General features: G+C 71.9%; 19 protein-coding genes and 1 pseudogene. 14 read left to right on the plus strand and 6 right to left on the minus strand.

Going from position 1 to position 21,699, the window contains the following annotated elements:
* The first annotated feature begins 70 nt into the window (after positions 1-70).
* From AB0I88_RS00760 to AB0I88_RS00800, 9 genes are all read left to right on the plus strand, one after another.
* Positions 71-3,646, plus strand: coding sequence for a nitrate reductase subunit alpha (locus tag AB0I88_RS00760; RefSeq protein ID WP_361017121.1), 3,576 nt, complete (start codon positions 71-73; stop codon positions 3,644-3,646).
* 1 nt (position 3,647) lies between these two features.
* Positions 3,648-5,321, plus strand: a complete 1,674-nt coding sequence (narH, locus tag AB0I88_RS00765) for a nitrate reductase subunit beta (protein ID WP_361016804.1) — start codon at positions 3,648-3,650, stop codon at positions 5,319-5,321.
* Positions 5,318-5,902, plus strand: a complete 585-nt coding sequence (gene narJ, locus AB0I88_RS00770) for a nitrate reductase molybdenum cofactor assembly chaperone (protein WP_361016806.1) — start codon at positions 5,318-5,320, stop codon at positions 5,900-5,902. Before narH ends, narJ begins: the two co-directional genes overlap by 4 nt.
* Positions 5,899-6,639 (plus strand): respiratory nitrate reductase subunit gamma, encoded by a 741-nt coding sequence (gene narI, locus AB0I88_RS00775; RefSeq protein WP_361016808.1) that lies wholly within the window; start codon positions 5,899-5,901, stop codon positions 6,637-6,639. The genes narJ and narI overlap by 4 nt, the downstream gene beginning before the upstream one ends.
* A 13-nt stretch (positions 6,640-6,652) precedes the next feature.
* Positions 6,653-6,988, plus strand: a complete 336-nt coding sequence (locus AB0I88_RS00780; RefSeq protein WP_361016811.1) for a cupin domain-containing protein — start codon at positions 6,653-6,655, stop codon at positions 6,986-6,988.
* A 48-nt stretch (positions 6,989-7,036) separates the two neighbouring features.
* Positions 7,037-7,468 (plus strand): Fur family transcriptional regulator, encoded by a 432-nt coding sequence (locus tag AB0I88_RS00785; RefSeq protein WP_361016814.1) that lies wholly within the window; start codon positions 7,037-7,039, stop codon positions 7,466-7,468.
* Entirely contained in the window at positions 7,468-9,693 is a 2,226-nt protein-coding gene (gene katG, locus AB0I88_RS00790; protein ID WP_361016816.1) for a catalase/peroxidase HPI, read from the plus strand. The genes AB0I88_RS00785 and katG overlap by 1 nt, the downstream gene beginning before the upstream one ends.
* Before the next feature lie 160 nt (positions 9,694-9,853).
* Positions 9,854-10,516, plus strand: a complete 663-nt coding sequence (locus AB0I88_RS00795; protein ID WP_361016818.1) for a lytic polysaccharide monooxygenase — start codon at positions 9,854-9,856, stop codon at positions 10,514-10,516.
* A 66-nt stretch (positions 10,517-10,582) separates the two neighbouring features.
* The gene (locus AB0I88_RS00800; protein ID WP_361016821.1) at positions 10,583-11,110 is read left to right on the plus strand and encodes a hypothetical protein; all 528 of its coding nucleotides are present in this window, start codon (positions 10,583-10,585) and stop codon (positions 11,108-11,110) included.
* Positions 11,111-11,114: 4 nt separating this feature from the next.
* On the opposite strand, the gene AB0I88_RS00805 is transcribed toward AB0I88_RS00800, so the two are convergent.
* The gene (locus AB0I88_RS00805) at positions 11,115-11,462 is read right to left on the minus strand and encodes a hypothetical protein (RefSeq protein WP_361016824.1); all 348 of its coding nucleotides are present in this window, start codon (positions 11,460-11,462) and stop codon (positions 11,115-11,117) included.
* Between the two features lie 57 nt (positions 11,463-11,519).
* Here AB0I88_RS00805 and AB0I88_RS00810 point away from each other — a divergent pair, with 57 nt between their 5' ends.
* The 3 genes from AB0I88_RS00810 to AB0I88_RS00820 are packed head-to-tail and all read left to right on the plus strand — an operon-like array spanning position 11,520 to position 14,176.
* Complete coding sequence (locus AB0I88_RS00810; protein ID WP_361016827.1) at positions 11,520-11,846, plus strand: hypothetical protein; 327 nt, start codon at positions 11,520-11,522, stop codon at positions 11,844-11,846.
* A gap of 36 nt (positions 11,847-11,882) precedes the next feature.
* On the plus strand, positions 11,883-12,572 hold the full coding sequence (locus AB0I88_RS00815) for a response regulator transcription factor (protein ID WP_361016829.1): 690 nt from the start codon (positions 11,883-11,885) through the stop codon (positions 12,570-12,572).
* The gene (locus AB0I88_RS00820) at positions 12,569-14,176 is read left to right on the plus strand and encodes a HAMP domain-containing sensor histidine kinase (RefSeq protein ID WP_361016832.1); all 1,608 of its coding nucleotides are present in this window, start codon (positions 12,569-12,571) and stop codon (positions 14,174-14,176) included. Before AB0I88_RS00815 ends, AB0I88_RS00820 begins: the two co-directional genes overlap by 4 nt.
* Positions 14,177-14,260: 84 nt before the next feature.
* On the opposite strand, the pseudogene AB0I88_RS00825 reads toward AB0I88_RS00820, so the two are convergent.
* A pseudogene (locus tag AB0I88_RS00825) lies at positions 14,261-15,013 on the minus strand (glycosyltransferase); the annotation flags it as partial.
* A 377-nt stretch (positions 15,014-15,390) separates the two neighbouring features.
* Here AB0I88_RS00825 and AB0I88_RS00830 point away from each other — a divergent pair.
* Both AB0I88_RS00830 and AB0I88_RS00835 read left to right on the plus strand, forming a co-directional pair.
* Positions 15,391-16,353, plus strand: coding sequence for a LacI family DNA-binding transcriptional regulator (locus tag AB0I88_RS00830; RefSeq protein WP_361016835.1), 963 nt, complete (start codon positions 15,391-15,393; stop codon positions 16,351-16,353).
* 292 nt (positions 16,354-16,645) lie between these two features.
* Positions 16,646-17,857 carry a helix-turn-helix transcriptional regulator gene (locus AB0I88_RS00835; RefSeq protein WP_361016838.1) on the plus strand — a complete coding sequence of 404 codons (1,212 nt, stop codon included), beginning with the start codon at positions 16,646-16,648 and terminating at the stop codon, positions 17,855-17,857.
* 23 nt (positions 17,858-17,880) lie between these two features.
* Here the strand turns inward: AB0I88_RS00835 and AB0I88_RS00840 are convergent, their stop codons facing one another.
* From AB0I88_RS00840 to AB0I88_RS00855, 4 genes are read right to left on the minus strand one after another with little or no spacing between them, the layout of a single operon-like run.
* Complete coding sequence (locus tag AB0I88_RS00840; protein ID WP_361016841.1) at positions 17,881-18,936, minus strand: iron chelate uptake ABC transporter family permease subunit; 1,056 nt, start codon at positions 18,934-18,936, stop codon at positions 17,881-17,883.
* Positions 18,933-19,937 (minus strand): iron chelate uptake ABC transporter family permease subunit, encoded by a 1,005-nt coding sequence (locus AB0I88_RS00845; RefSeq protein ID WP_361016843.1) that lies wholly within the window; start codon positions 19,935-19,937, stop codon positions 18,933-18,935. The genes AB0I88_RS00840 and AB0I88_RS00845 overlap by 4 nt, the downstream gene beginning before the upstream one ends.
* The gene (locus tag AB0I88_RS00850) at positions 19,934-20,713 is read right to left on the minus strand and encodes a hypothetical protein (protein WP_361016845.1); all 780 of its coding nucleotides are present in this window, start codon (positions 20,711-20,713) and stop codon (positions 19,934-19,936) included. Before AB0I88_RS00850 ends, AB0I88_RS00845 begins: the two co-directional genes overlap by 4 nt.
* A 1-nt stretch (position 20,714) precedes the next feature.
* Complete coding sequence (locus tag AB0I88_RS00855; RefSeq protein ID WP_361016846.1) at positions 20,715-21,689, minus strand: ABC transporter substrate-binding protein; 975 nt, start codon at positions 21,687-21,689, stop codon at positions 20,715-20,717.
* Positions 21,690-21,699: the final 10 nt, after the last annotated feature.

Below are 21,699 nucleotides of genomic sequence, written 5' to 3' on the forward strand. Positions count from 1 at the left end.
GAGAAATGTGGGGCCGAGGTCACTCAACCGGGAGGTTCGGTTCATGGCGGACGGATCCGGTCAGGCGCTGATGCGTGTCGGCGGCCTGGTCAGACGTGCCGAGGTGTCGCCGGACGGGCGCTCCCTCTACCAGATCGGCGGGCGGGACGCGGACTCCTTCTACCGCGACCGCTGGTCGTACGACAAGGTGGTGCGCTCCACCCACGGGGTCAACTGCACCGGCTCCTGCTCGTGGAAGGTGTACGTCCGCGACGGCATCATCACCTGGGAGCAGCAGCAGACCGACTATCCGACCGCCGGGCCGGACCGGCCGGAGTACGAACCCCGGGGCTGTCCGCGCGGGGCGGCGTTCTCCTGGTACACCTACTCCCCCACTCGGGTGCGTTACCCGTACGCCCGGGGGGTTCTGATCGAGATGTTCCGGGAGGCGCGCAAGCGCCTGGGTGACCCGGTGGCCGCGTGGGCCGAGATCCAGAACGATCCGGTGAAGCGGCGGAGCTACCAGCAGGCCCGCGGTCAGGGCGGCCTGGTCCGGGTGACCTGGGACGAGGCCCTGGAGATGGCCGCCGCCGCCCACGTGCACGCGATCAAGGAGTACGGGCCGGACCGGATCGCCGGGTTCTCCCCGATCCCGGCGATGTCGATGGTGTCGCACGCGGTCGGCGCCCGGTTCATGAGCCTGATCGGCGCCACCATGCTGTCGTTCTACGACTGGTACGCCGACCTGCCGGTGGCCTCGCCGCAGGTCTTCGGTGACCAGACCGACGTGCCGGAGTCCGGCGACTGGTGGGACGCCTCCTACCTGATCATGTGGGGTTCCAACGTCCCGGTGACCCGCACGCCGGACGCGCACTGGATGGCCGAGGCACGCTACCGGGGCCAGAAGGTGATCGTGGTGAGCCCGGACTTCGCCGACAACGTGAAGTTCGCCGACGAGTGGATGCCGGCCCAGCCGGGCACCGACGGGGCTCTCGCCATGGCGATGGGCCACGTGATCCTCAAGGAGTTCTTCATCGACCGGCGCACCCCACGGTTCATCGACTACGTGCGCAAGTACACCGACCTGCCCTATCTGATCACCCTGAAGCAGCGGCCGGACGGCACCTACCAGCCGGACAAGTTCTGCGGCGACGACTTCAAGCCGATGGTGTGGGACTCGGTCACCGACGCCCCGGCGACGCCGCGCGGCAGCCTCGGGCACCGCTTCGGCGACGAGCCCGGCCAGTGGAACCTCGACCTCGGCGCCATCCAGCCGGCGCTGACCTGCATGGGCGCCGGCGAGCCGGTGGAGATCCTGCTGCCGCGCTTCGACACCGGCGCCCCGGGCACGGTACGCCGGGGCGTGCCCACCCGCATCGTCGACGGCAAGCTGGTGACCAGCGTGTTCGACCTGATGCTGGCCCAGTACGGGGTGTCACGTCCCGGCCTGCCCGGGCAGTGGCCCAGCGGCTACGACGACCCGGACCAGCCGTACACCCCGGCCTGGCAGGAGCCGATCACCGGTGTCCCGGCGGCGCAGGTGGCCCGGGTGGCCCGCGAGTTCGCCGACAACGCGGAGCGTTCCGGCGGCCGGTCGATGATCCTGCTCGGCGCGGGCGTCAACCAGTGGTTCCACGGCGACACCACCTACCGGGGGATTCTCGCGCTGGTCACCCTGACCGGCTGCCAGGGGATCAACGGCGGCGGGTGGGCGCATTACGTGGGCCAGGAGAAGTGCCGTCCGGTCACCGGCTGGCAGCAGCTCGCCTTCGCGCTGGACTGGATACGCCCGCCCCGGCAGATGATCGGCACCGCCTACTGGTACACGCACACCGACCAGTGGCGTTACGACACGTACTCCGCGGACACGGTGGCGTCACCGACCGGCACCGGGCTGTTCGCGGGCCGGCACACCATGGACCTGCTCGCCCAGTCGGCGCGGCTCGGCTGGATGCCGTCGATGCCGACGTTCGACCGCAATCCCCTGGACCTGGCCGACGAGGCCGGCGGCTCCCCCGGCGCCCACGTGGCGAACGAGCTGCACTCCGGGCGGCTCGGGTTCGCCTGCGCCGACCCGGACGATCCGAAGAACTGGCCCCGGGTGTTCACCGCCTGGCGGGCCAACATCCTCGGCTCGTCGGCGAAGGGCAACGAGTACTTCCTCAAGCACCTGCTCGGCGCCCGCTCCAACCTGCGCGCCACCGACGCCGGCATCGAGCTCCGGCCGCAGGACGTGCGGTGGACCGAGCAGGCGCCCGAGGGCAAGCTCGACATGCTGATCAGCCTCGACTTCCGGATGACGTCGACGACGCTGCTCTCCGACATCGTGCTTCCGGCCGCCACCTGGTATGAGAAGCACGACCTGAACACCACCGACATGCACCCGTTCATCCACGCGTTCACCCCGGCGATCAGCCCGCCGTGGCAGACGAGGACCGACTTCGACATCTTCCACGGTCTCGCCCGGCACTTCTCCGCACAGGCGAAGACCCATCTCGGGGTACGCAAGGATCTGGTGGCCGTGCCGCTGCTGCACGACACAGCGGACGCGATGGCGACCCCGCACGGGCGGGTCGTCGACTGGAAGGCCACCGGCGAGGTGCCGGTGCCCGGACGGACCATGCCGAAGATCGTGGTGGTGGAACGCGACTACGGAGCGGTCGCCGACCGGCTCGGCGCTCTCGGCCCACTGCTGGACAAGCTCGGGACCCTCGTCAAGGGCGTGGCGGTCGACGTCAACCCGGAGATCGAGTACCTGCGCCGCAAGAACGGGGTGGTCCTCGGCGGCCGCCCGTCGCTGGCCAAGGACGTCCACGCCTGCGAGGCGATCCTGGCGCTGTCCGGCACCACCAACGGCCGGGTCGCCACCGAGGGTTTCCACGACGTGGAGAAACGCACCGGCGTGAAGCTGGCCGACCTGGCCGCCGAGCACGAGGGCAAGCAGATCACGTTCGCCGACTGCCAGTCCCGGCCGGTACCGGTGATCACCAGCCCGGAGTGGTCCGGCAGCGAGACCGGCGGCCGCCGCTACTCGCCGTTCACCATCAACGTCGAGCGTCTCAAACCGTGGCACACGCTGACCGGGCGGCAGCACTTCTTCATCGACCACGACTGGATGCACGAGGCCGGCGAGGCGCTGCCGATCTTCCGGCCGCCGCTGGACATGCACAAGCTCTTCGGTGAGCCGCGGCTCGGCCGCAACGGCGAACTGGAGATCACCCTGCGCTACCTGACGCCGCACTCGAAGTGGTCGATCCACTCCGAGTACCAGGACAACCTGATCATGCTGACGCTGTCGCGGGGCGGGCCGACCATGTGGATGAGCGAGGCGGACGCCGAGAGCATCGGGGTCCGCGACAACGACTGGATCGAGGCGGTCAACCGCAACGGCGTCGTCGTCTGCCGGGCGGTGGTCAGCCACAAGATGCCCGCGGGGACCGTGTACTTCTACCACGCCCAGGAACGGGTGATCGACGTGCCGAAAGCGGAGATCAACGGCCGGCGCGGCGGCATCCACAACTCGCTGACCCGGTTGCTGGTCAAACCCACCCACATCATCGGCGGGTACGCCCAGTTGTCGTTCGCGTTCAACTACCTCGGCCCGACCGGCAACCAGCGCGACGAGGTCACCGTCATCCGCCGCCGCTCGCAGGACGTGGAGTACTGAGATGCGCGTGATGGCACAGACCGCGATGGTCATGAACCTGGACAAGTGCATCGGCTGCCACACCTGCTCGGTCACCTGCAAGCAGGCGTGGACCAACCGCTCCGGCGTCGAGTACGTGTGGTTCAACAACGTGGAGTCCCGCCCCGGGCAGGGCTATCCGCGCACGTACCAGGACCAGGAACGCTGGCAGGGCGGCTGGGTGCGCACCCGCACCGGGCGGCTCAAGCCCCGCGCCGGCGGCCGGATCAGGAAGCTGTTCAGCATCTTCGCCAATCCGAAACTGCCGTCGATGCAGGACTACTACGAGCCGTGGACCTACGACTACGAGCACCTGCTGACCGCCCCGGCCGGCGAGGACTTCCCGGTGGCCCGGCCCAAGTCGCTGCTCACCGGCGAGGACACCAAGGTCACCTGGTCGGCGAACTGGGACGACTCGCTCGGCGGCGGCAACGAGGTGCTGGCCGGCGACCCGATCCTGCAGCAGGTGTCGACCCGGGTGCGCCAGGACTACGAGAAGGCGTTCCTGTTCTTCCTGCCGCGCATCTGCGAGCACTGCCTCAACCCGTCGTGTGCGGCGTCGTGCCCGTCCGGGGCGATCTACAAGCGGGCCGAGGACGGGATCGTGCTGGTCGACCAGGACCGGTGCCGTGGGTGGCGGATGTGCGTGACCGGGTGCCCGTACAAGAAGGTGTATTTCAACCACCGCACCGGCAAGGCCGAGAAGTGCACGTTCTGCTTTCCGCGCATCGAGATCGGCCAGCCCACCATCTGCTCGGAGACCTGCGTCGGCCGCCTGCGCTACATCGGCCTGATGCTGTACGACGCGGACGCCGTCGCCAAGGCCGCCGCCGTCGAGAACGAGCACGACCTGTACGACGCGCAGCGGTCGGTCTTCCTCGACCCGCGCGACCCGGCGGTGGCGTCGGCCGCGCTGGCCGCCGGCATCCCGGAGGACTGGCTCGACGCGGCCCGCCGGTCCCCGATCTGGGACCTGATCATGAAGTACGAGGTGGCGCTGCCCCTGCACCCGGAGTACCGCACCATGCCGATGGTCTGGTACATCCCGCCGCTGTCGCCGGTCGTCGACGTGCTGCGTGACACCGGCCATGACGGCGAGGACCCGCACAACCTGTTCGGCGCCGTCGACGCGCTGCGCATCCCGGTCGAGTACCTCGCCGGGCTGTTCACCGCGGGTGACCCGGCACCGGTGCGGGCCGCCCTGAACCGGCTCGCCGCGATGCGCTCCTACCAGCGGCGGGTCAACCTCGGCGAGAAGCCGGACGGCTCGATCCCGGCCGCCGTCGGGATGACGCCCGAGGAGATGGACGAGATGTACCGGCTGCTCGCGATCGCCAAGTACGAGCAGCGGTACGTCATCCCGTCCGCGCACGCCGAGGACGCCCACCGCCTGGAGGCCGTCGGCACCGAGTGCTCGCTGGACTACGAGGGCGGCCCCGGCATGTACCAGACCGGCCCGTTCGGTGAGGCGTCCGGAACCGCGGTCCCGGTGCAGGTGGAGACGTTCCACATGCTGCGGGAACGGCAGACCTCGGAGACGTTCACCGACCCCGGCGACGAGCCGCGCCGGGTCAACCTGCTCAACTGGGACGGCAAGGGCACGCCCGAGGGGCTGTTCCCACCACGCCATTCGGGCGGCGACCGGGAGGAACCGTGAGCCCCGCCGTCACCGCCCGCGCCGCGTCGCTGCTGCTGCGGTACCCCGACGACCACGTGCTCGGCGCCGTGCCGCTGATCCTGGACGCGCTGCCGGAGCTGCCCGCCGGGATCGCCGAGGGGCTCGGCCGGGTGGCCGCCCACCGGGCCGGAGCCGAGCCGGGCCGGCTGCGCGCCGAGTACGTCGACCGGTTCGACTTCCGCCGCCGGTCCAGCCTGCACCTGACCTACTACACCTGTGGTGACACCCGCAAACGCGGTGAGGCGCTGGCCGGCTTCGCCGCCGCGTTCAAGGCCTCGGGGTACGAGGTGGTCGACGGTGAACTGCCCGACTACCTGCCCGCGGTGCTCGACCTGGCCGCCGCCGACGACACCGGCTGGCGGCTGCTGCGGGAGAACCGGATCGGCCTCGACCTGCTGGCACGGTCCCTGGAACAGTCCGTCTACCGGCACGCCGTCGAGGCGGTCCGCGCCCTGCTGCCGGCCCCGGCGCCCGGCGACCTCGACGCCGTCACCATCCTGGCCCGTACCGGCCCTCCGGCCGAGCAGGTGGGCCTGCAACCGTTCGGGAGCTTCCGTTGAGCACCTTCCTGTGGGTGATCTTCCCGTACCTGTCGCTCGCGGTCCTGATCGGCGGAACCGTCTGGCGTCACCGGTACGACAAGTTCGGCTGGACCACCCGGTCCTCCCAGCTGTACGAGACCGCCCTGCTGCGCTGGGCCAGCCCGATGTTCCACTTCGGGGTGCTGTTCGTGCTGATCGGGCACGTCGGCGGCCTGCTCGTCCCGAAGTGGTGGACCGAGGCCGTGGGCATCACCGAACACGCGTACCACCTGATGGCCGTGTTCGTCGGCACCGTGGCCGGGCTCTGCACCCTGATCGGGATGGCCCTGCTGATCGCCCGGCGGCGGCTCACCGGCCCGGTCTTCGCCGCCACCACCAAGAACGACAAGGCGATGTACGTGGTCCTCGCGGCCGTGATCGTGCTCGGTCTGTGGGCGACCGTGAAGGCGAACATCGCCGGCGGTGGTTACGACTACCGGGAGACGGTGTCGCCGTGGCTGCGCTCGCTGTTCGTCCTGCAACCCGACGCCGCCCTGATGACCGCCGTGCCGGCCACCTTCAAGATCCACGTCATCGCGGCGTTCGTGCTGTTCGCCTGCTGGCCGTTCACCCGGCTGGTGCACGCGTTCAGCGCGCCGCTCGGCTACCTCACCCGCCCGTACGTGGTCTACCGGTACCGTGACCCGAGCGGCGGACTGCGCGCCTCCCGCCCCGGCTGGGAGGGCCCGCCCAAGGCCCCCTCGACACGCCGCTGATCGGAGCACACCCATGCTGAGCACCTCCCTCACCGACCTGGCCGAGCAGCAGCTCGCCGCCGCCCGGGTCGCCCCGGCCGGGCGCAGCGCCCACACCGTGCACGGCGGGAGTGGCCGCGCGCTGCGGCAGACGCTGATCGCCCTGGCCGGCGGGCAGCGCCTCGACGATCACGAGAGTCCCGGGGAGGCGACCCTGCAGGTGCTGCGGGGCCGGGTCCGGCTGGTCGCCGCCGACGACAGCGCCGACGCCTCCACCGGAGAGCTGCTGATCGTCCCGGGCACCCGGCACAGCCTGGAGGCGATCCAGGACAGTGTCGTGCTGCTCACCGTCGTGAAGCCCACCGCCTGATCGCACCAAAACTGGAACTATTCCAGAAAAGCGCGTTAAGGTCGGGGCATGACGTCCGACCTCGAGGCGCAACTGCGGGCCGTCTCGCTGCGTGTGACCCGGCCCCGGCTGGCCGTGCTCGCCACGCTGCGTGACCACCCGCACGTGGACACCGACACGGTGATCGCGCTGGTGCGCTCGGAACTCCCGTCCGTCTCCCACCAGGCGGTCTACGACGTGCTGCGTGCGCTGACCGATGCCGGCCTGATCCGGCGCATCCAGCCCGCCGGCGCGACCGCCCGGTACGAGACGCGGGTCCGGGACAACCACCATCACGTCGTGTGCCGCTGGTGCGGCGCGATCGCCGACGTCGACTGCGCGGTCGGACACGCCCCTTGCCTCACCGCCTCCGGCGATCACGGGTTCGTGGTCGACGAGGCGGAGGTCGTCTACTGGGGCGCCTGCCCCGACTGCGTGACGAAACGTTCGGAAGGAAACTGATGAGCGACATCCAAGACCCGAAGCAGAGCGGCTGCCCGGTCGCGCACGACTCGGTGACCGCGCACGGCAGCGAGAGCGAGAACCCGGCGATCGACACGCCGACCCCGAAGACCGGTGGCCGCCCGCGCGGCAACCGCGACTGGTGGCCCAACCAGCTCGACCTGTCGGTGCTGCACGCCCACTCGTCGAAGGGCAACCCGCTCGCCCCGGACTTCGACTACGCCAAGGAGTTCGAGAAGCTGGACGTGGAGGCCCTCAAGGCCGACATCGTCACCGTTCTCACCACCTCGCAGGACTGGTGGCCGGCCGACTTCGGTCACTACGGCGGCCTGATGATCCGGCTCAGCTGGCACGCCGCCGGCACCTACCGGATCCACGACGGCCGTGGCGGCGCCGGCGACGGCGGGCAGCGTTTCGCCCCGCTCAACAGCTGGCCCGACAACGCCAACCTGGACAAGGCCCGCCGTCTGCTGTGGCCGGTCAAGGCCAAGTACGGGCAGAAGGTCTCCTGGGCCGACCTGCTGGTGCTGGCCGGCAACGTGGCCCTGGAGTCGATGGGCTTCAAGACGTTCGGCTTCGGTTTCGGCCGCGAGGACGTCTGGGAGCCGGAGGAGATCTTCTGGGGCCCGGAGGACACCTGGCTGGGCGACGCGCGCTACGCGTCCGAGAAGACCATGTCCGAGGGCGTCGGCGCCACCGAGATGGGCCTCATCTACGTCAACCCGGAGGGCCCGCGCGGCAACGCCGACCCGCTCGCCGCGGCGCACTTCATCCGGGAGACGTTCGCCCGGATGGCGATGAACGACGAGGAGACCGTCGCACTGATCGCCGGCGGTCACACCTTCGGCAAGACCCACGGCGCCGGGATCGCCGACGATCACGTCGGCCCGGAGCCCGAGGGCGCACCGCTGGAGGCCCAGGGCCTCGGCTGGCTGAGCACGCACGGCACCGGCAAGGGCGCCGACACGATCACCAGCGGCCTCGAGGTCACCTGGACCGACCAGCCGACCCAGTGGAGCAACCGCTTCTTCGAGATCCTCTTCGGGTACGAGTGGGAGCTCACCACCAGCCCCGGCGGCGCGAAGCAGTGGGTCGCCAAGGACGCTGAGGCGATCATCCCGGACGCCCACGACCCGGCGAAGAAGCACAAGCCCACCATGCTGACGACCGACCTGTCGCTGCGCGTCGACCCGGTGTACGAGAAGATCTCCCGCCGCTTCCTGGCGAACCCCGACGAGTTCGCGCTGGCGTTCGCCAAGGCCTGGTACAAGCTGCTGCACCGCGACATGGGCCCGGTGGACCGCTTCCTCGGCCCGTGGGTGCCGGAGGCCCAGCTGTGGCAGGACCCGGTGCCGGCCGTCGAGCACCCGCTGGTCGGCGAGTCCGACATCGCCGCCCTGAAGGCGCGGATCCTCGACTCCGGCCTCGCCGTCGACCAGCTCGTGTCCGCCGCGTGGGCGTCGGCCGCGACGTTCCGCTCCACCGACAAGCGCGGCGGCGCCAACGGGGCCCGGATCCGCCTGGAGCCGCAGCGCGGCTGGGAGGTCAACCAGCCGGTCATCCCGGTGATCGACGCCCTGGAGAAGATCCAGCAGGAGTTCAACGCGTCCGGCGGCGCCCGGATCTCGCTGGCCGACCTGATCGTGCTGGCCGGTTCGGCCGCCGTCGAGAAGGCCGCGGCCGACGCCGGCTTCCCGGTGACCGTGCCGTTCCGCCCGGGCCGCACCGACGCCACCCAGGAGCAGACCGACATCGAGTCGTTCAAGGTTCTGGAGCCGCGGGCCGACGGCTTCCGCAACTACCTGCGGCCGGGCGAGAAGACCCAGCCGGAGGTGCTGCTCGTCGACCGGGCGTACATGCTGAATCTGACCGCCCCGGAGATGACCGTCCTGGTCGGCGGCCTGCGCGCGCTGGCCGGCGGCAGGCACGGCGTTCTCACCGACCAGCCCGGCAAGCTCACCACCGACTTCTTCGTCAACCTGCTCTCCCCCGGCACCCGGTGGAAGGCGTCGGAGGCGGAGGAGCACGTCTACGAGATCCAGGACCTCGCCACCGGCCGGGTGCGGTGGACCGCCACCGCCGTCGACCTGATCTTCGGCTCCAACTCGCAGCTGCGTGCCCTCGCCGAGGTCTACGCCAGCGCCGACGCCCGCGAGAAGTTCGTCAGGGACTTCGTCGCGGCCTGGACCAAGGTCATGGAGCTGGACCGCTTCGACCTGCGCTGATCCGTCCCCGCACGACCCCGGCCGATCCGTGATCGGCCGGGGTCGTCGCATATTCGGCACTCGGGCGTCATCGACTTCGGTTGATATCTAGGACACATTGGCGTAATACTTGCCGGGAGCGCTCCCAATCCCCCGAAAGCCGAAGAATGGAGGACGTATCGTGCCCCGACACGAGTCCCGTCAGACCGGCTGGCGCCGTCCCGTGCAGGTGCTGGTCGTGGCCCTGGCCATGCTGGCCGCGACACTGCCGTGGACCGGCGCGGCGCAAGCGCACGGCACCATCATCAACCCGGCGTCCCGCGCCTATCAGTGTTGGAAGACCTGGGGCAGCCAGCACACCAACCCGGCCATGCAGACCCAGGACCCGATGTGCTACCAGGCCTTCCAGGCCAACCCCGACACCATGTGGAACTGGATGAGCGCCCTGCGGGACGGCCTCGGCGGCCAGTTCCAGGCCCGTACCCCCGACGGGCAGCTGTGCAGCAACGGCCTGGCCCGCAACGACAGCCTGAACCGGGCGGGCGCCTGGAAGGTCACCAACGTCAGCCGCAACATGACCGTCCAGCTCTACGACCAGGCGAGCCACGGCGCCGACTACTTCCGCGTCTACGTGAGCAAGCAGGGCTTCAACCCGGCCACCCAGACCCTCGGCTGGGCCAACCTCGACTTCATCACGCAGACCGGCAGGTACGCGCCGGCACAGAACATCTCGTTCAACATCTCCACCTCGGGTTACACCGGGCACCACATCCTCTTCGTCATCTGGCAGGCCTCGCACCTCGACCAGGCCTACATGTGGTGCAGCGACGTGAACTTCGTCTGACCGGCTCGGCCCCTCTCCGGCCCGGGACGCTCTGTCCCGGGCCGGGCACTACCGGCGAGGTGGAACATGAGATACCGCTACGTATCGGCGGCGGTGGCCCTGCTGACGGCGTCGGCCGGTGCGGTCGCGCTGTCCCGCGCCGGCGCCGGCGCCGAAGACCTGCGAGCCCAGATCACGACCCGGATGCGTACGGCCCTCGAACAGGCCGACCCGGCGCAGCACCAGCACGCCGGCCACGGAGCCGGAACCGGGGACGCGGCGGTGATCTGCGGCGTCCGCGTCTACGGCTACGAACCGGCCGGCGTCACCGCGCTCGCCGACGTGCGGACGGTCTACGGCTTCCACCTGTGCGGCGTCGCCGAGGAGCGGCGCCCCTGGGACGTGGCGGTCAAGCTGGCCGGCCCGGTCATCCTGGACATGGCCACTGACCCGCCCGGTATCCAGGTGGTCGAGGCCACCGCCGAGGTCAAGTACGTCGACCGGCTGCGGCAGATGTTCCCGCCCGCCTACGCCGACGTCGCCGAGAAGGAGGCGCTGACCACCGAGGAGATGGCCGACCTGCGTGGCCGTTACGACTCCGCGGCCGGGCTGTGAGCGATCAGGCGACGTCCATGGCGCTGGCCGACGAGAGCGAGTGGGTGATCGGGTTGATCTCCCCGCAACCGGCACAGATCATCTGCGGCGACCCGGCACGCCAGCAGTTCAGCTCGCCGCATCGGCCACAGCCCGCGTAGCTGTCCACCCGGCAGCCCGGGCAGCCGGTGTAGCCGGGTGCGATGCCGAAGGCTCCGGTCATCGCGATCCGCCCGGGGATCGCGCCGCCCTCCGGCATCACGTCGGTCCCGACCTCGACCAGTTGCCACACCTCTTCGGAGCGGCGGAAGGAGGCGACTCGGACCTTCTTGTCGGTCTCGCAGTAGAAGTTGACCCATGCGCTCTCTGGCATGAGCCAATCGAACCAGAGGCGCACAACCGCTATCGTGGCGACCGTTTGGGGGATGAGATGGACGAGTTCGTCACGGTGCCGGGGGACGACGCGGAGGAGAACTCGGTGGTCCGGTTCGCGCACACGTACGACGGCTATCGCCTGCATCGGGGGCTGGAGAGCCTGGCCGATCTGACGCAGCGGGTGCACGAGATCTGGCAGCGCACCGGTGAGCTGGGCGACGACGTCGACGTGCTGCGGGGCTGCCTGTTCTACGAGGTGCGGGCGCACCGGCACAGCGGCGGGTACGGGCGGTTCAGCGAGCAGCCGTTCACCATCGCGCTGGTCCGGCGGATCCGAACGCTGTCCGGCGGCTCCGTGCCGCTGCGCTCGACGATCGCTTGACGTCGATGGTTGCGGGGTGGTGTTTGGATCGGTGGGGTGGCAACCCAGATCCTGATCGCTGAGGACAACCCGAAGCAGGCCGAGCTCGCCGCCGCCTACCTGCGGCGCGAAGGGCACCGGGTCACGCTGGTCGGGGACGGGCCCGCGGTGTTCGACGCCTGCCGGGAGCGGCAACCCGACCTGGTGGTGCTGGACGTGATGATGCCGGCGCTCGACGGGGTCACGGTGTGCCGGGTGCTGCGGGCCGGCTCGGACGTCCCGATCCTCATGCTGACGGCCCGGACCGCCGAGGACGACATCCTGCGCGGCCTGGACGCGGGAGCCGACGACTACCTGACGAAGCCGTACAGTCCGCGGGAGCTGGCCGCCCGGGTGCGGGCGCTGCTGCGCCGGTCGGGGGCGCTGCGGGACCGGGACCACCCGGTGCTGCGGGCCGGTGATCTCGAGGTGGACGTCGGCCGGTTCGAGGCGCGGGTCGGCGGGCGGCCGGTCGCGCTCACCGCCAAGGAGTTCGGGATCCTGGAGGTGCTGGCCGGGGCGCCGGGACGGGCGTTCACCCGGAGCGAGATCCTGCGGAAGGCGTTCGGTTTCGACCGGTACGTGCTGGAGCGGACCGTCGACGCCCACGTACGGAACCTGCGGCGCAAACTCGGCGACGACCCGGACGATCCGCGGTACGTGCAGACCGTGTACGGGCGCGGCTACCGCCTGGCGGCCGGCCCGTGAGCTTCCGGATCCGGGTCTTCCTGCTCGTCGCGGTCGTCGTGCTGGGCGCCACCGGGCTGACCGTCGCGCTGACCTGGTGGCAGGCCCGCGACCAGGTCGGTGAGGCGGCGTCCGCGTCCCGGGAGACGACCGCGACGATCCGCGACGAGTTGCGTGTCCAGGCGCTGCGCAACGGCACCTGGGAGGGCGTGGATCAGACCCTGGCACGGTTGCGGGCGCAGACCGGGCAGCGGATCCGGCTGGTCGACCCGTACGGCCTCGTGGTGGCCGACACCGATCACATGGACGGTCGCGCGGCCCGTCCGCCCGGCCCGGTGGCGGTGATCGTCGACCCGCTGCCCGCCCTGGTCCTGCCGGACGGCGGTGACCTGCGGCTGGCCACGCTCGCGGCGATCAGCGCGTACCGGGAGGAGACGTGGCGGTCGGCCTGCCTGTTCCGGGGCGGGTACGCGCCGCTCGGATCGGTGGGCGCGGACGGCGTACCCCGTCATGGTCTCTCCGGTGTCGATGCCGCCGCCCTCGACTTCTGCCGGCCCGGCCCGTTCCCGGAGCAGGCCCGGGAGATGGACCTCCTCGAGGTGGGGCAGTGCGCGGACGACGGCTGCCTGCGGGAGGCCTTCCGGCGGCGGATCACCGAGTCCGAGGCGGCGCCGCCCGCGCTGCTGCTGACCATCGGCGCCGCCAACGAGCCGGTTCGGGCGCTCGACACCGGCCCGGTCCTGTTGATCACGGCGGTGGCGGTGGCGCTGGCGGTCGCCGGCGCGCTGCTGATCAGCCGGCGCGTGCTGCGCCCGATCGGCACGCTGACCACGGCGGCCCGGCGGCTCGGTGACGGCGACCGGGCCGGGCGGGTGCCGGTGGACGGGCGCGACGAACTCGCCGAGCTGGCGCGGGCGTTCAACCAGATGGCCGATTCGCTGCGCGCCGCCGAGGCCGACCAGCGGCGGCTCATCGCCGATGTGGCGCACGAGTTGCGTACCCCGCTGGCGAATCTGCGCGGCTACCTGGAGGCGGTCCAGGACGGGGTGATCGAGCCGACGCCGGAGGTGTTCGCGTCGCTGCACGACGAGGTGATCCTCAATCAGCGGATCGTCGACGATCTGCAGGAGCTGGCGCTGGCCGAGGCCGGGGCGCTGGTCTACCACCGCGCGCCGGTCGATCTGGCCGAGCTGATGGAGACGGCGCGGACCGCGCACCGGCCCGCGGCCGAGGCCGCGGGTGTCCGGCTCGTCGTGGAGGCGGACGGTCCGGTGCGTGCCGACGTGGACGCCGACCGGCTCCGTCAGGTCGTCGGCAACCTGGTCGGCAACGCGTTACGCGCCACCGGGCCCGGCGGGTCGATCACGTTGCGCGCCTTCGCCGCCGGGGACCGGGCGGTACTCGAGGTCGCCGACACGGGTGTCGGCATCGCGCCCGAGCACCTACCGCTCGTCTTCGACCGGCTGTGGCGGGCCGACCCGGCGCGCGGGCGCGGCACCGGGGGCAGCGGCCTCGGCCTGGCGATCGTCCGGCAGATCGTTCGCGACCACGGCGGAGAGGTGTCGGTCCGCAGCGGTGAGGGCACCGGCGCCACCTTCGTGGTCTCGCTGCCGCGGAATCCGTAGCGACCGCCCGGCGACCAGCTCGGCGAAGAGGCCCTCCCACTGGCTGACCACGACCGGCATCTCGTAGTGGGCGGCGGTCGCGCGGGCGGCGGCGCCCATGGCCCGCCGCTCGTCGGCGCCGGAGATCAGCCGGGACAGCCCGGCGGCCAGCCCCGGCACGTCCTCGGCCGGCACGAGCAGGCCGTTGACGCCGTTCTCCACGACGTCGGCCGGGCCGGTCGGGCAGTCGAACGACACCACCGGCAGTCCCGAGCTCATCGCCTCCAGCAGCACCATCGGCAGGCCCTCCTTGCGGGAGGAGAGCACGAAGACGGACGCCTTGGCGAACTCGGCGTCCAGGGTACGGGTGACGCCGCGCAGCCGGACCACGCCGCCGAGGCCGCGTTCGGAGATCCGGGCGGTCAGCCGGCGCCGCCACCGGCCCTCACCGAAGACGTCCAGCCGCCAGTCCGGGTGCCGCCCGTGAACCTCGGCGAAGGCGTCGATCAGCATGTCGAAGCCCTTCTGCCGGCCCAGGCGCCCGGCCGCCACCACGGTGTGGGTCCGCTCGTCGTCCGGGCCGCCCGGCTGCGGCGGGATGCCGTTCGGGATCCGGGCCAGCCGGACCTTGTCGCCGAGCACGTCCTGGTAGGCGGCCAGGTCGGCGCGGGTGAGCACGGTGACGGCGTCGAGACGGGGGTACGCGCGGACGATCTGGTCCTGGAGGCGCTTGCGGTAGCTGCCGAAGTTCATGTGGTCCTGGCCGATCCTGATCAGCCGGCGTGGTGCGAACCAGGCGGACAGCAGGTTGAGGGCCGGCCGGGTGCTGAACAGGATCCCGCTTCGCTGGGCGCGCATGTACCGGATGATCCGCAGGTCGACCAGCGGATCCCAGCCGTGGTAGCGGAAGTCCCGGCCGTGCGGCAGCGGGTTGGGCAGGGCCCGGGTCCGGCGCAGCAGCCGCCGGGACGTGCTCTTCCACCGGGTGCCGTCGGTGCGCAGGTCGGTCAGCGACACGAGCCGCACGCGGGGATCCAGCCGGAATGCCGGGTTCTCCGCGGTGCGGTACACACTGGCGATCTCGACGTCGTGGGTGGCGCACAACGCGTTGGCCTGATTGAAGACCGTGCGGATGGTGCCGCCGACCCCGTACGCGTTGTGCAACAGATACCTGATGTTCACGCGAACAACCTAGGGGCGGCGTCAAACCAAGATCAACGACTAGGGTGACGGACATGGAGAAACGGCACCCGACCCTGGCCGATGTGGCACGCGCCGCCGGCGTGTCGAAGGCCACCGCCTCCCGCGCCATCAACGGAGCGTACGGCACGTCGTCCACGATGCGTGATCATGTGCGCGCGGTGGCGGCCCGGCTGGGTTTCGAGCCGCACGCCGTGGCCCGCGCGCTGGCCACCGGCCGGGCCGGTGCCGGCCGCCGGGAGCGCATCGAGGTGCTGATCGTCGACCCGGATCCGGCCGCGATGAGCGCCAAACCGTTCTACGGACGGGTGCTGGCCGGCGCGATGCGCGGCCTCGGTGACGAGCGTCTCTCCCTGGAGGTCCGGCGGGTGCCCGCACCACCCTCCGGTGAGGACGACCCGCCGTTCGGCCGCCTGCTGATCAACCTGCCCGGCGCGGCCGGCGCCGCGCTGGCCCGCCGCTCCCGGACCGTGGCGCTGGGACGGTCCGCCCCCGGCGTGGCGTTCGTGGCCCCGGACAACCACAGCGGCGGCCGTCAGGCGGCCGCCCACCTGGTCGCCACCGGCCGCACCCGGATCGGCGCGGTGTTCGGCCCGCCCACGCCGTGCGCCGACGAGCGCAAGGCCGGTTTCCTGGAGGTGATGGCCGGCGCCGGCCGGACGGTGGCGTCCGCCGACGGCGACTTCACCCTGGCCACCGCCTACACGGCCACCCGGCGGCTGCTGCTGACCGAGCCCGGCCTGGACGCCGTCTTCGCGGCGTGCGACGTCACCGCGATGGGCGTGCTGCGGGCGCTGCGCGAGGGCGGCCGCCGAGTGCCGAACGACGTGGCGGTCGTCGGCTTCGACGGCAGCGCGCTGGCCGAGGCGGCCGATCTGTCCTCGGTGTACATGCCGGTCGAGGAGGAGGCCGCGACCGCGGTACGCCGCCTGCTCGATCCGGCGCTGCCGCCCGCCGCCCGCCTGCCGACCACCCTGACGGTCCGCGGCTCCAGCTGAAAAGATCGCGGCCGCTCGGCCTTCTCCCTCCATCGCTGCCGCACGGCGCGGCCGGGCAGCCTCCCCGTCCCCGTCCCCCGCTCCCGCCGTCGACGTGGCGACACCATCCGGGACTGGCCAGGGCCTACGAGGCGGCGCGGACCGGCATGGAGACGATCGGCCGGCCGCTCGCCGCGGCGGCCCCCACCCATCCCGTGGCGCCGCAGTGGTGGCTCGGCGCGGCTCTGAAGGCCACCCGCTGACGGTACGGGCATGTACCATCCCGCCGGAAACCCCGGATACGGTCCCCGGCATGACACCACGACCGAACGCCGACCCCGATATCGGGGCACGCATCCGGACGCGCCGCCAGCTTCGCGGCTGGAGCATCCGGTACGCCGCCAGCCGCGCCGGAATCTCGCACGCCACCTGGAGCCGGATCGAACGGGGCCGGCAGGCCGCCGACAACCGGTTCACCCTGACCGACATCGCGACAGCGCTGGACTGTGCGCCGGCCGAACTGACCGGGACGCCGGTGCCGGCCGCCGACCGGGACGTGGTGGCCGCGCACGCCCACGTGCACGCCGTCCGGCAGGCTCTGGTCGACACCGACCTGTCCGAGCCGCCGGCCGGCCCGAGCACGGCCGCCGTCGCCGAGTCGGCCCGTACCGTCGCCCTGATCGACACGCTGCGGCAGGCGTGCGACTACGCGGGCGCCGCCCGGCTGCTTCCCGGTCTGCTGCGTGACCTGCACGCCTCGGCCACCGGACCGGACCGGGCGGCCGCGCTGCGGCTGCTGTGCGAGGCGACCTTCATCGCCTCGTCGGTGCTGCGGAACCTGGGCCGCCCGGCGGAGGCGTGGCTGGGCGCCGAACGCTGCTGGGAGGCGGCCGACAGCACCGGCGACCCGCTGCTGCGCGGTTACGCCGCCTACGCGCGCGCCACCGCCGCCACCGGCTGCGGCTCGTTCCAGCGCGGCCTCACCCTGGCCGGGCGGGCCGTCGACGAACTGCGCGGGCACGCCGGCCGACCGGGTGTGCCCGAGATGACCGGCTCGCTCCTGCTGGTCTGCGCGGTGGCCGAGCGGGGCTGCGGCCGCCCGGACGACAGCCGCGCCTTCTGCGCCGAGGCCGCCGCGCTGGCCGGCCGCACCGGGGAGACCGCCACACTGAACCTGTGCTTCGGCCCGGCCAATGTGGCGTTCTGGCAGATCGGCATCGAGGCGGACGGTGGTGACCCGGGCCGGGCCGCGGAGATCGCCCGGGCCACCGATCCGGCCGCCCTGCCGCTGCGATTCCGGCAGGTGTTCTACTACGCCGACACCGCGCGGGCGCTGGCCCGGTTGCGCGGCCGGGACCGGGAGGCGGTCCGTTTCCTGCTCACCGCCGAACGGCTGGCGCCTCAGCACGTGCACACCTCGGCCCTGATCCGCGAGACCACCCGTACGCTGCTGGACCGCTCGCACCGTCGTGCCGGCGGCGGGGAGCTGCGCGGCTTGGCCGAGCGCCTTCAGATCGCGGCCTGAGGGCATGGGTGCCGACCCGCGGATCAGCGGGTGCGGCGCGAATGCGCCAGCAGCAGCCAGCCGAGGTAGATGCCGCCGACGCCGGCGGTGACGACGCCGACCGGGAGTTCGCTGGGTGCGACCGCGCGGCGGGCGATCAGATCGCTGGCGACCAGCAGCAACGCGCCCATCAGCCCGGCCGCGGTGAGGCCGGCGCCGGGTGAGCGGGTGAGCCGCCGGGCCAGCTGGGGCGCGGCCAGGGCGACGAAACCGATCGGGCCGGTGGACGCGGTGGCGATCGCGGTGAGGCCCACGGCGACGACCACCAGGCCGAGACGGGCCCGCTCCAGGGGTACGCCGAGGGCCGCGGCCGCGTCGTCGCCGAGTTCCAGCATCGGCAGGTAGCGGGACAGGATCATGGTGATCGGGACGAGCAGCAGCAGGCCGTACCCGACGAGCTGCACGTCACCCCAGCGGCGCTCGAAGAGGCTGCCGACGATCCACACGGTGGCGGCCCGGGCGTCGCGCAGGTCGGCCCGGCTCACCAGGTAGTTGATGATGGCGATGAGGATGGCGCTGACGCCGATGCCGACGAGCACGAGCCGCAGCCCGTTGACGCCGCTGCGGTAGGCGAGCAGGTAGACGGCGATCGCCGCGATCAGGCCGCCCACGAAGGCGCCGGTCGCGGTCTCCAGCGTGCCGCCGCCGTAGAAGAGGATGACCAGGATCGCGCCGACCGACGCGCCGTAGCCGAAGCCGATGACGTCGGGGCTGCCCAGCGGGTTGTGGGTGAGCCGCTGGAAGATCGCGCCGCTGATCCCGAAGGCGATGCCGGCGACCACGGCGACCAGGGCACGCGGCAGGCGGCGCTGCACCACGAACAGGTCGGCGAGGCGGCTGCCCTCCCCCCGCAACGACTCGATCACCTCGGGGAACGGCACCGGATAGTCGCCGACGCTGAGCGACACCAGCACCAGCCCGGCGGTGACCAGGATCAGGATCAGACAGACCACGAGGGTACGAGGTTCGACGCGGAACGAGACGCGTTCGGCGGCGAGGCGGACGTCCTTGACGGACCGGGTCGGCGACAGTGTCCTCACAACGGCACCACCTGGCGGCGGCGGACCAGGGCGATGAGCACGGGCGCGCCGAGCAGCGCGGTGACGATGCCGGCCTCCAGCTCACTCGGGGTGATCACGACCCGGCCGACCACGTCCGCGCCCAGCAGCAGGACCGGGGCGAGCAGCATGGCGTACGGCAGCACCCACCGCAGGTCGGCGCCGATCAGGGCGCGGGCGGCGTGCGGCACGGCCAGGCCGATGAAGGCGAACGGGCCGGCCGCCGCGGTGGCCGCCCCGCACAGCAGGGTGACGGTGGCGGCCGAGGCGAGCCGGGTGCCGGCCAGGTTGACGCCGAGGGCGCGGCCGGTGTCCTCGCCGAGCGACAGCGCGTTGAGCGGGCGGCTCAGCAGCAGCGCCACGACGATGCCGACGATCAGGAACGGCAGCACGTCCATCAGCACCGACTGGTCGCGCCCGGAGAGGCCGCCGACGATCCAGAACCGGAACTGGTCGAGCGCCTTGGCGTCGAGCATCTGCACCCCGTAGGTGTAGGCGACCAGGACCGCGCCGATCGAGGTGCCGGCCAGGGCGAGCCGGACCGGGCCGCCGGGGCCTTTGCCGCCGCCGCCGAGCAGGTAGACCACGACGGTGGCGGCGGCCGCGCCGGCGAACGCGAACCACACGTACCCGGCGGCGGTGGTGATGCCGAAGAAGCTGATCGCCGAGACCACCGCGGCGGCGGCGCCGGAGTTGACGCCGAGCAGGCCGGGGTCGGCGAGCGGGTTGCGGGTGAGCGCCTGCATCACGGTGCCGGCCAGGCCGAGGGCCATGCCGATCAGAAGCCCGAGGACGGTACGCGGCACCCGCTGGGTGGTGACGATGACCGCCTCGGGTGACCCGTCGGAGTGCCACAGCGCGTCCACGACCTCGGTGAACGGGATGGCACGGGCGCCGACGGCGAGGCTGAGCAGCACGGCGAGCGCCAGCAGGGCGAGGCAGAGCAGCAGGCCCGCGATCCGGCGGGGCAGGGTGTTCGTCACGCGGCGGTCCGGTCCAGGGTGGTGAGGGCGGTGAACAGGCGGGCGTAGTTGGGGTAGGAGAAGGCGTGCCAGGCGTCGTCCCACGGGTGGGCGCCGAAGCCGGGCGGGGTCGGCCCGTCGACCAGGATCAGGTCGGCGGACACGGCCGCCCACGGTACCGGGGTGCCGTGCGGGGCATCGTCGGCGGTGTGGTCGCCGATCACCCGCAGTCCCAGCTCGCGCAGCGTCACCAGCCAGGGGTAGCGGGTCGGGTCCAGGATCGACAGTCGCGCGCCTCGCGCGTACCCGAAAAGAATCGTGCGGCCGGAGAGGGCCGCGGTGACCCGGAGTTTCGCGGCCTCGTAGGAATCGGGTGCCGGGGGCGCGGCGCCGAGGGCGACGGCGAGCCGGGCGGTCTCGGCGAGCAGGTCGTCGAGGGACTGGCCGCGGGCCTTGAGTGGCAGGGTGACGACCGGGAAGCCGGGGTAGCGGTTGGGGTGACGGTCGACGATCAGGTCGGGCCGGCTCTCGGCGAGAGCGTCGGGACGGACCGCGGGATCATCGGGGGTGTCGAGCCGCGCCACGCCGTCGGCCGAGAATCCGGCGGCGGCGAAGCAGACGTCGTGCTCCGGGTCCGGCCCCAGCGCCGCCGCCACCGGGTTGATCCCGGCGGCGGCCAGCGTGGAGGTGGCCAGGAGATCGGCGACGGCGACCCGGCGCGGCGCCGACGGCAGCTCCAGGGTGATCCCCCGGCTGTCGGTCCAGCGCCACGGACCCCGATGATCCCGCGTCGGCACGTCAGCCCTTGAGGGTCTTCGCGATGTCGTCGAGGACGATGCCGGCCGCGATCGGTCCGCCGCGCGAGGTCCACGGCACACCGTCGACCGCGACGACCTTGTTCGCCTTGACCGCGCCGAGCTGGTTCCAGGAGGCGTTGGCCTTGGCCTGCTCGAGGGCGGCGGCGCCGTCGTTGTTCAGGGTGCCGAGGAAGATGTAGTCGGCGTCGAGGACGTCGAGCTTCTCCAGGCTGACCGGGTCGGACGGGCCGGTGCCGTCGGTGAGCTGGGCGGCCGGGCGCTTGAGGCCGAGCTCCTCCACGATGGTGCTGGAGAAGTGCTGCTTCTGCAGGTAGGACGGGCCCTGCGGGTTCCAGCGGACGAGGCTGACCTCGGCGGTGCCGTTCGCGCCGATCGCGGTCTTGGTGTCGGCGATCTTCTTGTCGTAGGCGGCGAGCACCTCGGTGGCCTTGGCCTCCAGATTGAGCGCGCTGGCGACGCCCTTGAGGCTGTCCTTCCAGGTGCTGTCGACCATGCTGGTGATGACGGTCGGGGCGATCGCGTTGAGGTCCTTGATCTGCGCCGGGTCCGGGTCGAGGAAGTGCCCGTAGAGGATCAGGTCGGGCTTCGGGTCGAGGGTGGCGATGGCCTCGATGTTCGGCTCGACGATCTCGCCGACCAGCTTGACGTTCGGCAGCTGCGGGGCGAGGTAGCCGGCGACCGAGTCGCCCTGGCGGGACTTGCTGGCGCCGATCGGGGTGACGCCGAGCGCGAGGGCCGCGTCGAGGTCGGTCTCGGCGAGGGCCACGATGTTCTTCGGGGCCGACGGGACGGTCACCTTCGCGCCGGAGGCGTCGGTGATCTCGCGGGTGGTGGCGGCCGGGGCGGCGCTCTCGCCGGACGCGGCAGGCTTGTCCTCGGAGGAGCAGGCGCCGAGGGCGAAGGCCACCGTGGCCGCGGCCAGAAGCGCACCCATGCGCTGGGTGAAGCGGGACATCGTTAACTCC

Origin of the sequence: Actinoplanes sp. NPDC049802 (assembly GCF_040656595.1) — a bacterium.
Taxonomy (GTDB): domain Bacteria; phylum Actinomycetota; class Actinomycetes; order Mycobacteriales; family Micromonosporaceae; genus Actinoplanes.